Consider the following 13,140-nt stretch of genomic DNA (forward strand, 5'->3'; position numbering starts at 1 on the left):
ATAATCTCGGGAAAATATATTTTGCCAAATTACTATGTTCGCTAAAAATACGCTGAAATTAACATTAGGTCTTACGCTTACATCTCTTTTATTGAGTGCATGTGGTGGTGGTGATGGAGGAGACAACACACCGCCAGCTAGAAGCAAAGGAAGCATTTCCGGTATGGTGTTTGACGCCCCAGTCAATGGCGCCAAGATTGAGGTTTTCGAGTTCAAAAATGGAAACTTAGGTCGGAAGTTGGCTAACACAACGTCTGATGCCTTCGGAAACTATCTGCTAGAGTTTGAATCTTCGTCAATGCCTCTTTTTGTTGTTGCAAAAGAGGGGAGTTATACCGATCCGTTTACAAATGAAACGGTATCTGTGAGTAATGCGAAGACACTTAAATTTGAAGGTGTTGTGAACTTTAAAGAGGGGAGTGAGCAAAAGTTAATGCTTACTCCGCTGTCGAACTTGGCAGCAGGCTTGGCAAAGTACAAAATTTCCCAGGGGGCCACAGATGAGAGTGCCTTTTCAACTGCTTTGGATAGTATCAATAGCATGTATGGTTTTGACGTAAACGAGACCAAACCTATTGATATTACCAAAGGTGGGCAAAGCAGTTTTGCTAGTACTGGGCATCAATACGGCGCTTTATTAACAGCATACTCGTCTTACTCTTACGATCTTATAAAAAAATACGGCAACAGCGATAACGTCTACACTTCGATGCACTTCGCTGACATCCAATATCGGGATGTTATTGCAGATGGTGTTCTTGATGGTCTTGAAGTGAGCAAGACTTCAGGAGCAGTGACTCCCCTCAGCTTTGGACAGAAAAAGATAAACAGCGACGTTTACACACGTGACTTATCTCAGCACGTTTTGATCGTGGTAAACGACCCAAGTATCAATATTTCAGGTACTGATGCTGCCGACTATGTCGACTTTAGTAAGAAGCTTAATGACTTAGGTACATATGGCAGTACAGATGGCGTCATTCCACCGCGAGATGGGACGGAGATTGATACCACAGCGCCTATCGTGACACGCATTGACCGTGATGTACTTGCTGGCACCGATAAAGTTGATCTAAAAATTGTTGATGATATTGGTGTAGAAGACGTATCCGCCTTTATTCAGTATCAGATTAATGGCTCTTGGTCTGGTGAATTTCAATGTAACGACATACAAGATTTTGGAAGCACATTCTGTTCGGTTGAATTTGATGATTTTGAAGTTGGCCTTCGAGAGACCAACGTTAAAGTTAACATTAATACCAAAGAGATCGATAGTGTAGATATGAACCCTGCCACAGGGCTCTCAAACGTAACAGCAGCACGGTTAGTCTTGTATACAGCGGATGTACTGGGTAATGAGTTAATTCCAGGCAGCCATTCGGGTCTTCATATCAACTTTGAATGGGATAACGATGCGCCTGTTATCGATATTACATCGGCGAGTGCAATTAATAACCAACTTAAAGAATACGTTCTGAAAGGAGTTGTAAAAGAAAGCTCGCAAGAGATTAGTTCGGTCAGTATTTCATTTAAAGATGGCTTACATGAGGGCGTCACATGTTCTCCTGTCACTGTAGAGTCTGGAAATGCTTGTGAGTTTAGTAAGGCTTACCCAACTGATGAATTCCTATCTACGACGGTCTTTGAGGTTCGAGCGAAGGATAGCAAAGGCAATACGGGCTCTGCGCAGCATGCAGTAAGTCGTGACGATCAAGCGCCAGCACAGACGATAACCTATCCTGAAGGTACGTCAATGACGTACGTAAATGTGGGTTTAGATGGTGAACGAACCACTTACGATGGTATCTACTCTCAAGATACGTACACCCCAGACAATGTTCAAGCAAGCCGCGATTTCCTGAAGATTGACTATGCGTACGCAAGTTTAGGGATTCAGAACTCATTAAAAGGGATAGATTTTAGTAACTTCAACGCTAATTTATTGAAAGAGAATAAAATCCCTTATGTTCGTGTGAAAGTTTCAGACGTAAATACCGATACGGTTTTAGGCTCCAACGCTAATAAGCTAAAGCTCGTCGTCAAGTACTACGTAAGCCAAAACAACGATAACAACTACTCACTTCAGCAAGTTATTGACACAACCGCATCAGATGACGATTACATCGCGAAAATTCCGCACGAAACGGTGTTAGATAGCAATGGGCGAGTTGAGGATGTCATTTATTACATTCCGTTTGTAAGAGATATTTTGGGTGACAGCTTTAAATCGGTATCAGAAAACAGTAGTCAAAAGTTAGTCATTCAAACCGTCGATGAGTCTGATAACGAAAGCACTCCAAGAGAAGTATATTTTAGAAGTAGCTTTGACCTACCAACGATAAAAGTGGTGACACCATTTATTGGTGCGCGAGCTCAACTTGAAGGGTTGAGCCCAAGTGGTGAATTCACTTCACTTGCAAGTTGTACCACTATCCAGCAACTGGAAAGTGACCAGTCCATGGCTCTTGACGTAGCGAGCTGTGAAACCACAACTGACGTAGTGAATTATGATTTCATGCGTGTTCGTTTAATTGGTATCGAAGGCAGTGAGCCATACTATTACCAATGGAAAAGAGCTCCAGGGACCAAGAAAGTAACGGTTGACTTAAACAAGGCCAATATTGGTGTGTATTTTAAGCTCAAAGGTTCTCAAACTTACTATATTACTGAACTATCGACATATCAGACTGGTTTGTTTGATTTCCAGTGGGATCAAGTGACAGCGGGAGAGAAAACTTCAGAACGTGCGATTCAAATTCTCGATGAGGTGCGCTACGCGTTATCAGGTACGAATAACAACTCATTCTTTGGGTTTGACCCAACGGTTGTGTCTTATGCAACCAATGAAATGCTTACGACTAAAGCGATTCCAGACAAGCCATCAAATGACTATCTACACCGATTCCTTGTTGAAGCAATTGATAGTATTGCCGAGAGAATGCCAAGAAATAACTCATTAGATTTTGCATCTGCTATTTACGATGATTTTAGCTACGATGGAAAAGCAAATGGTGTAGGGGCAGGAGGAAGTCAAGTTACGCTCGATTCTTACACGTTTGGCGCCGAAACTTACCGAAAAGATCTGGCGCAATCCTATTATGAAATCATGGCGAGCAAATACGGTATTGAGACCAATATCGCGCAGCTCTATGCTGATGATATTTCGATGGCTAATCCTGACTTAAATGGTAAGAACATTTTTGATACAGAGGGTAGCAGTATCGATACCTTGCCTCCGCAGCCAAAATTAACCATTGAAAGCGGTAGAGAGACGATGGTTGGTAATAGGCTTTATATCGCTGGCGAGGTTGTTTCTAAAATTGTCCTAGACGATCCTTCTGGTATTGTAGGAACCGACGCTCACGGCCCGAAGTTTAGCACGATGTGGTATCAAGCCAATGAGCCAAATATTGAAATACCACTGGACATCAACATCGTAGAAAACTCAGACAGCAGCAATGCTTATCGAAAAGAGTACTTCTTCACCCTTAACTCCCAGTCTAGTGAACTAAAAGATATTATAGAGTTTGCCGTGGAGACCAGTGCTATGGACCCACATGGCAATGCGTATGGTTACAATGGTAAATCTCCGTTTATAGAATCGGTGTTTATTGATAACGACTTCCCTAAGGCCAGTTACCTTCCACCCAATGATGTCGATGGTAAACCTGTAGAAAACGGTATTTATTTAAATGCGAACAATACTCATGAATTAACCTTCAACGTTGAGGATATTGTTGGTGATAAGCTTGCCTCGAGGGGCCTTGTTTTCTACCAGCAAACCGGTGAAAAAGTAACATACACACCAGAAAACTTTGCAAGTAACTCGAAAGACGAGTTTAAAGTCAAACTATGTACGGGCGAGATTTGTTCAAATCAAGGCTCTACGATTTATCCTGGTGATGGAGATTGGTTAGTTGTTGCAGCAGCAGAGGACAACTTAGGTAACTCCGTTTCAGAGTTAACTAGCACCGCTCCGAGATTCAATATTCGTATCGACTCTGAAGCTCCTATTGTAAAAAGTGAGCAGGTTCAAAGCCGTTTAGGTGGTAATAACCAATGGACACCTGTCATTGATTGGGGGACGTTAAGCTCTGGCAATAACGTAAAAATAGATTTGCGCCGCGGATCTGGTCAGGCTCTGACATTAGAAAGCTGTGACCCTCTAACAGAGGTGTGTGACGTACCATACCTAGTTGGTGAACAGCCTGACGTCAAAGTCCAACTGGTTTCAAAAGCATTTGATTACGATGAATGGAATGAGTTTTACGTCACTGCGACGGACAACGCTTATCCTGCCAATGTTAGTACAACAGGGAAATTCACATTCCAAGTCGATAACAAAGGCCCTGAAATCATCCTAAATACACCTTGGGTTGAAGACACATTGTCCAAAGAGAACTATGTCATAGGGCGTGAGTTCAACGTGCGATTTAAATCCGTAATAGACGACTCAGACCTTGAGCAAGTCTCGCTGTATCAAAGTGGTAAAGATTCGCCAATTAAGACAATTGTGCCAACGGATTCATCTAAAGAGTTTGTCATGTCTCTTATCAAGAGTGACACAGATAAAATAGACATTTCTGAAGATGAAAAAACAACGTCATTGTATGTAAAAGCAACCGATATTTATGGTTTTGAGTCTAGTTCTAACACGCACAAGGTTATTCTTGATCGTGATGGGCCAACATTAGGCTTAAGTGGTTTCAATGCGAATGACTACTACTTAGGTAACTATGTCTTTGACCTAACGGCGCTAGACCTAAATGCAAACGGTGATGTTTCAATTAATGGCGTAAATCGAGAAAGCCTAGAGTATTGGACGTTTAGCGATCTGGAACCATTACCTGGCTCTCCCGGTACAAAAATCAATGAGGATCTCAAAGTGAGCCTTGGTGATTTAGGTACGGGTACACACAAGGTTCGTTTAAAAGGGTCTGATGTTCGTGGCAACACAACCTTAACCAGTGATGAGCAAGATTTTACCGTCAAAGTGTACAACTCAATCCCGCAGGTGACGCTGGCGATGAGTTACACGGATGGAACGCCAATTACAAACAACACCATCTATCAAGATGGAAATATCGTACTGACGCTTGATATTGTTGATGATAGTGGCGTTGATCGAATTGACTCAACTTATAGATTCTCTGGAGAGCAAAACGGGACTAACTTTACGTTCTCAGAAACCGCAGATGGCACTTGGACTGCAACGTTGCTTTCTACACAAATTGCCAAAGATGGTAATTATGAACTTGATATCAAAGTTTATAACAAAGTTCGTTACCTTGATGAAAAAGACCGAAAGGTTGGAAAAGTAAACCAAACCTTTAGCGTACAGCGTGAAGGCGTGGTTCTAACAGTTGAAAGCCCGCTGGACTTCCAAAATTACTTATCTGATGGTGTTCTTGATGTCACCTTTACTACATTGAGTGCGGTCAAAGCCAAAACGTTAGAGTGTTGGGTTCGTGAAGAATACAACTCTCTAGATGCGCCACCAACTAATGAGCAACCAACTTCTGGTGTTATCAACGTATCGCAAGAACCTTACAGTTGTAGTGTCAATGTTGGGCAAAACATGACCAAAGCACCTGTTACTTTGATCACTAAAACCTTGGGTACAAATGGGCGTGAAACGATCAACAAGTTCAATTTCTCGATGGTGGATATTGATGCACCGACAGTCGTAGATGGTAACTCATACAGTTTTAAAGGAAGTGATGTTTGGTTTGATGAAGCTTTGAAGAAGAAGATGCTCACATTTGAGCTCTCTTTCAATGATGCTTTATCAGGCGTGAATACCGAAAGTTCAGATGAATATCCAAAGTTGGTTCGTAATCTTGGCAACAAAGCTTATACACCAACGACTTGTGCCAAAGGTGTTGGAAATATCAAGTGTACGTATTCTGAATCCTATGCCGATATTATTGATGGCCTGAGTACAACTCAAGAATACAAAATCAAGAACTTATCTGATTTAGCAGGAAACTTGACGCCAGAGCACGATCTACTGCTTGAATTACCTAAAGGTTCGGTAGTCGTTGAAATTACTGATCCGGTTGGAAACACAACCATTAATGGTCAGCAGCTTGTCGCCAAATTCAGAATTAAGCTGTATGAAAACTCTAGACTAGACAATGTGACGGCCAGGTTTGGAACGGAATCCTACAACTATAAAGATAATCCGGAGAAGTTTGCGCAATTAGAGGTGTGTGCAGATGATCCAACTTACAAGTGTTCAACATTTACGAGTGAACTTCCTAGCGATGCGGATGGAAAAACGATCAGGACAACGATTACAGCAACGGATGTGTGGTCGAGAGTCGGTGAAGCGACCGTTGATATTAAAGTTGACAACACACCTCCAAGTGTTGGCGATGAGATTATCGTAACCGAATCGCCAACAAATCCTGATAATGTTCGTTTTCGTTTTGACATAACGGACACTGGTAGCAGCCTCGAAAAAGTAAACTACTCGGTTTTAAACCCGAGTTATCAAGAAGAAAGAGTAGAGGATGGGAATGGTTCATCTACGTACTTTGAACTACCGAAATCTCAGTTAGAGGGGCGTGGTTCAATCACAGTAGACATCAAAGCGACAGATAGCGTCGGACTGTATTCTGATATCAGAAAAGTCATTGATATTAGTGTTCCTAAAGTCACAGTTGATTTCGATGGAATTACGAGTTTGCAGGGTGGGAAACTGTTTTTAACCAAGGCAAGCCAGCCGTTTACGGTATCTACGGTGGAAGGAGAAAGAGTGAAAGCTTCACAATATTCTGTGGAGCTTATTCCAAGCCTCGGTGATTCCTTGCGTTACTCAGGTGATGTTATCTCATCTAGTGGTAATGGAATGATGAACTTTGCCGTCGATAACCAAGGGTCATATACCCTTAAGGTGACGGTGACGGACTCAGTTGGAAGAGAGAATACAAGCTTTGAATTACTAGGAAAAAGTTATGATGGAAAGGTTATCGAGTCTATTGTTGATTATGACGCTCCAAGTATTTCGGGCTTAAGTGCTAATCAAACCTCTAAGGTGCCGACAAACGATAAGTATCAACTAGAAATTAGTGCATACATTACAGATAAAAATTTAAATCTCGTCACGTCAAAAGCGGTGAGTGGTAGTAGCACAGTGGCTCCTCAAGCGATTACTGAACCGACAACTGAAGCGGGGCCTTATGTCATAAGCTATTTGTTACCGAAAGGCGATCATACGATCACGGTGGCAGCAACAGACAAGGTGGATAACAAGAGTGAAAGTTCTATTGACGCGCATGTGGAAGCGGCAACCGTTCCCGGGCTAAGTATCTCTACCGCCTCAAGCGCCCCTCTTTTTGGAGGCCAAGAGATTACGCTTGCGTTTAACTTTACAGAAGAAGTTACGAACTTTGATGTCTCAGATGTCCATCTTGTCGCTAGTGATAGCGGTGCAACAGGAACGTTAAAACAAGATACTTGGTCCACTTCAGACAACGTTACGTGGACGGTTAATTACATCAGTCCAGAAAAGCAAGATAAAAACATAACAATACAGGTAGAGGATGATAGCTACCAAAGTATCAACACCATTCCTGGAAAAGGAAGCAGTTTAAGTATCGCGGTTGAAGGAACCTTACCAAAACTGACCAATGTGACATTTAACCCCGAGCATCAGAGCGTGGGGCAAAGCGTGAGTGTCTCGCTTAAGTTTGATAAAGAGCTCCAAGAGGCGACCGCTACGCTTGGCGGCAATCGCATTAGTTCTCTGTCAGTAACGGCAGATAAAAAGGTCTGGGTTGGTGATGTACAAGTTCCGAGCACCGCGCTGTTAAGTGTCGACTTGGTTGTTAGTCAGTTTAAAGATTTGACTGGCAACATAGGTGAGGATAACACCGCTCACGAATTGCCAATCACGCCAACCTTAGCTATTACGCCAGTGGGTAATGTGGATGAAACGCAAGCCGCCACGCTACAATTCGAAGGTACGTCGACACGTTTTGACGGCCAGTCCCTGCGTCTTGAAGTGAAAGCCCAAGGCAGCGCGACGGTACTAAAAAGCAGCAGCGCGACAGTACAAGCCGGTGGCACTTGGACCAGTGACGCAATGGATATGAGTCACCAAACCAATGGCACTTACATCGTGATGGTGACGGGGACGAACTCAGCGGGCATTGAAGTGAGTGAAAGCCAGAGCTTTACACTGGCGCAGTCTCTGCCAATGCTGACTAACGTGACGTTTACGCCTGAGCACCAAGCCATCGGCCAAAGCGTGACGGTAACGCTGGAATTCGATAAAGATCTGCAATCCGCCGCGGCGGAGTTAGGTGGCACGACGATCACCTCGTTAGTGGCAACCGCGGACCCAAGTGTTTGGACTGGTGATGTAGTGGTACCAGACTCGTCAGAGCTGAATGTGGCGTTACTAGTTCGTGACTACCAAGACTTATCAGGAAACACCGGTAGCCAGAACACGGTTTACTCCATGCCGATCACGCCGACCTTAGCCATCACGCCAGTGGGAAATGTGGATGAAACGCATGCCGCCACGCTACAATTTGAAGGTACGTCGACACGTTTTGACGGTCAGTCCCTGCGTCTTGAAGTAAAGGCCCAAGGCAGCGCGACGGTATTGAAAAGCAGCAGTGCGACGGTACAAGCCGGTGGCAATTGGACCAGTGACGCGATTGATATGAGTCACCAAACCAACGGCACTTATACCGTGATGGTGACGGGGACGAACTCAGCCGGCATTGAAGTGAGTGAAAGCCAGAGCTTTACACTGGCGCAGTCTCTGCCAATGCTGACTAACGTGACGTTTACGCCTGAGCACCAAGCCATCGGCCAAAGCGTGACGGTAACGCTGGAATTCGATAAAGATCTGCAATCCGCTGCGGCGGAGTTAGGTGGCACGACGATCACTTCATTAGTGGCAACCGCGGACCCAAGTGTTTGGACTGGTGATGTGGTGGTACCAAGCACGTCGGAGCTCAATGTGGGGTTGCTTGTTCGTGACTACCAAGACTTATCAGGGAATACCGGTAGCCAGAACACGGCTTACTCCATGCCGATCACGCCAACCTTAGCTATTAAGCCAGTGGGCAGTGTGGATGAAACGCATGCCGCCACGCTACAATTTGAAGGTACGTCGACACGCTTTGACGGTCAGTCCCTGCGTCTTGAAGTGAAAGCCCAAGGCAGCGCGACGGTACTAAAAAGCGGCAGTGCGACAGTACAAGCTGGTGGCACTTGGATCAGTGACGCAATGGACATGAGTCACCAAACCAACGGCACTTATACCGTGATGGTGACGGGGACGAACTCAGCCGGCATTGAAGTGAGTGAAAGCCAGAGCTTTACACTGGCGCAGTCTCTGCCAATGCTGACTAACGTGACGTTTACGCCTGAGCACCAAGCCATCGGCCAAAGCGTGACGGTAACGCTGGAATTCGATAAAGATCTGCAATCCGCTGCGGCGGAGTTAGGTGGCACGACGATCACTTCATTAGTGGCAACCGCGGACCCAAGTGTTTGGACTGGTGATGTGGTGGTACCAATCACGTCAGAGCTGAATGTGGCGTTGCTTGTTCGTGACTACCAAGACTTATCAGGAAATACCGGTAGCCAGAACACGGTTTACTCCATGCCGATCACGCCAACTTTAGCTATTACGCCAGTGGGCAATGTGGATGAAACGCATGCCGCCACGCTACAATTCGAAGGCACGTCGACACGTTTTGACGGTCAGTCCCTGCGTCTTGAAGTGAAAGCCCAAGGCAGCGCGATGGTATTGAAAAGCAGCAGCGCAACGGTACAAGCCGGTGGCATTTGGACCAGTGACGCGATTGATATGAGTCATCAAACCAATGGTACTTATACCGTGATGGTGACGGGGACGAACTCAGCGGGCATTGAAGTGAGTGAAAGCCAGAGCTTTACACTCGCGCAATCTCTGCCAACACTGACTAACGTGACGTTTACGCCTGAGCACCAAGCCATCGGCCAAAGCGTGACGGTAACGCTGGAATTCGATAAAGATCTGCAATCCGCAGCGGCGGAGTTAGGTGGCACGACGATCTCCTCATTAATGGCAACCGCGGACCCAAGTGTTTGGACTGGTGATGTGGTGGTACCAAGCACGTCGGAGCTCAATGTGGGGTTGGTTGTTCGTGACTACCAAGACTTATCAGGGAATACCGGTAGTCAGAACACGGCTTACTCCATGCCAATTACACCGACAATACACCTAGACGTTATCAACGATGTTACTGGAGTGGAAAGCATGACAGTAAGTGGTAGCAGTGAACGGTTTGAAGATGGTGAGTTCATAGATATTAAAGCAGTCGACGCTGATGGTACAGAAGCCACAGGTATGGCTACCGTGCTTTCAGACTCATGGACAACTGATTTAGATCTTTCAGGACTGAAGGAGGGGGTAGTGACGATTTATGTAAATGGTACCAACAAGCTTTCCGCCTCTGCCGAAGAGGCTCAAGCAACATTTAACTATGATCGTTTCGCAAGTACAGCCTCCTTAGGTGCTGTTTACAACCGATATTTTAGTGAGAACAAAACTTTAAAAAATGCGGCATAAATAAAGCGAGCGTTTAGCTCGCTTTATTTCTTTGGGACTTTTTGTGATATTTATCAAAATAATTGCCTTTATTGATAAGTTACTCGAATTAATGAATCGTCTTAATACAAGGCTGAATAACTATAATAACTAGGCCAATGTTGCTTTTAGGTGTGTATGAAGTGATTGTGATGGTCGCTCGGCAGGTGCTGTGGTGAATGTGTCGCGTTGAAAATCTTTTTAAATATTATATATTTACGATCGTTTCTATACTCTGAGTATAGTGTTCTGCATGAGGTCGATGGGTAATACCTCACCTCTTTAACTCGCGATGAAGCAAATTTAATCCTAGCAAGCTTCAGAGCAGTTACTTTTGTGAGTGCGTAATGCGCTCACCTTTTTATTTAAACTTCCTCAGTAACAGTCAATTTGTTGTTTGTTGCTGAGGAGGGCACCTCATAAACTTCTGAATTTCCTCGTGCTTACCTGAAGCGCACGTTACTACGATTTTTGTTAACTTCAGTCCATAAATTAAATTTTTTTTAGATAGTAAGATTTTACCATTTTGACAGAGTGGGTGATGTTACTGGCTTTTATTGTGGCCAAATCGCATGTTTTAATAGTAAAAATCACCATTTTTTTTGGTGTTTTTGATTTCGGGCGATTTTTCTATCTCGTTGAAAATAAATGGCTAAGTAAGTAGGATACGCGGACCAAATCGTACTTGTAAGCCTTATCAGCTTAATTGTCACCGCAGCCATATTTACGATGTTGGTTGTGGAGAATTCAAATGCATTTAGTTTGCAAATTTATACCTAGCTCGAAGCTATCCTCCAACGAGCTATCTTATGTTCTTACACCGGACGAGTGTATAGGACAGCTTTCGCGTTTGCGAAATTCAGATGACATCCTTAGAAACCTCCCTAAAGAATTGGCGCAAAAGATTTCCATCTCTGCCAAAAAAACGACCAGCGCATTGCTAGCTGCGATAAGAATCGAATTGGGGAAAGGCAATTGGGTGTCATTATCTACCGTTGCTCGTCGTTCGCCATTGACGGACTCTCAGCTGCAAAGCTTCCCTAGACTTAAATCACTCGTTGACTTTGTATCAGCTTCGAATGAAAGCAAAGCTTTTAAAGCAGGGTACAAGCAGGTTACCGACGATGTTGCTTTAGTTCGTAGTTACACGCATGTCCCCTCTGAGCCAAGCCCAGATCAAAAAATCGTTGTCGAGTTTGCAGGGCAGTGGTCTAGCAACGCGGCATGTTTGATGTTGGGAAAAACCGAAGCACAAAAAGAAAAAGTGACTGTAGGCAAGGCTGATACAGAAAACAAACACCGCAGCCTCGCGATATTTAAAGATCTCGAAGCTGAGGGCAAAACGCTCTATATCAAAATCCCTTGCACTGACCAGCCTCAGCCAATTTTGCTTAAACTCGCCGAAGACCTGCAACCCGTTGATAAAGAAACTCAAATGGATGAGTGGGACAACGTGTTGGTGCCTGTGGTTCCGCTGCACTTCCCTGGTAGCGATAAATCAGATGAAGCTGCAGAAGTGTTTAAATCAGGCTACGTGTATGTTGTTTGGAACAATAAAATTTGGCGCGAAGTGGCAATTACGGAAAATGGTTACTTTTCAGATACGGACATTAATAGTGTTCGTGAAGGCTCTAGACCCAAAAGGCACGCCGATATCTATATGACCAATCCTGAAACAGGCGGTGTTTTCGCTTATGAGCCTTTCCAAATCGTGCAGAACGGCAAGGTGGTAAGTGAAGGCTCTTTGAATGGCTCTGGAGAGGCTCGAGTGTTCAACTTAGTTGAGGAAGAAGTTGAGATAGTCATGACTGGCTATGAGCCACAAATCAAAGAAAAGATTGAAACAAATTTGAGCCCTATTAATGCTTCTAGCCCAGTGGAGCGGAGCGCGCAAGGTTACCCTCTCCCGCATATATGGCTTCCTTACAAGATTAAAGGTGAGCCTCAAGAAGTATATTTGGCTTATAACAGTAAACGATTGAGCGAGAGTGAACTATCTGAACTAGAAAGTGATCCCGGAACTAAAGCCATAAAAGTCACTGATCTTGACCATTATAGCAGCGAGAAAAGCTTTAAAATTGGAGACGGTTCTGTTCGTCTGCTCTCAGTATTACCAAGTGCTGCGACCTCAAAACCTGAAAAATACGCAATGTTACGAAGCCAGCTAAATAAAAATGTAGCGATCGTGTATTTACTTAAATCTGTCGAGATAGTTTTCGAATATCCGGGTTATACGACGCTGGACGAGTCAGATGATTACTTTGAGTTAAGGCAAAGCGATGGTGATTGGTCGCAGCGAGTGTGCTTGCGCCAATGTATAAAAAAAGAGAATGGTTCTAGGTTGATTCGTTTTACTGGTTGGCCTGCAGAGGTTAAAGAAGTGGATCTTCTCCGTGGTTATCAGGGCAATAGTCATCACGGAAGAGATAATAAAACGATCATTTTTGCTCAAACACCCATTGCGGATTTACTGGCTTATAAGAAAAAAGATCAGACAAGTTAACAAAACAACTTATTCGGGTTGCGTTGTCACACCATTAAACGCG

2 protein-coding genes are annotated in these 13,140 nt (G+C 44.2%); both read left to right on the forward strand.

Features of this window, described 5'->3' with window-relative positions; genetic code table 11:
* Positions 1-34: 34 nt before the first annotated feature.
* Positions 35-10,576: a tandem large repeat gene (locus tag R7035_RS09120; protein ID WP_318146101.1), complete on the forward strand. Its 10,542-nt coding sequence runs from the start codon at positions 35-37 to the stop codon at positions 10,574-10,576.
* Between the two features lie 769 nt (positions 10,577-11,345).
* A complete protein-coding gene (locus R7035_RS09125) occupies positions 11,346-13,097 on the forward strand; it encodes a hypothetical protein (protein ID WP_198556872.1) in 1,752 nt (583 codons plus the stop codon).
* Positions 13,098-13,140 lie beyond the last annotated feature (43 nt).

The sequence above is a fragment of the Vibrio sp. 1731 genome, from assembly GCF_033339955.1.
Lineage (GTDB): Bacteria > Pseudomonadota > Gammaproteobacteria > Enterobacterales > Vibrionaceae > Vibrio > Vibrio alginolyticus.

Coding starts and splice junctions, on each gene's coding strand:
- R7035_RS09120 (WP_318146101.1), top strand. CDS start 35: ATGTTCGCTAAAAATACGCTGAAATTAACATTAGGTCTTACGCTTACA.
- R7035_RS09125 (WP_198556872.1), top strand. CDS start 11,346: ATGCATTTAGTTTGCAAATTTATACCTAGCTCGAAGCTATCCTCCAAC.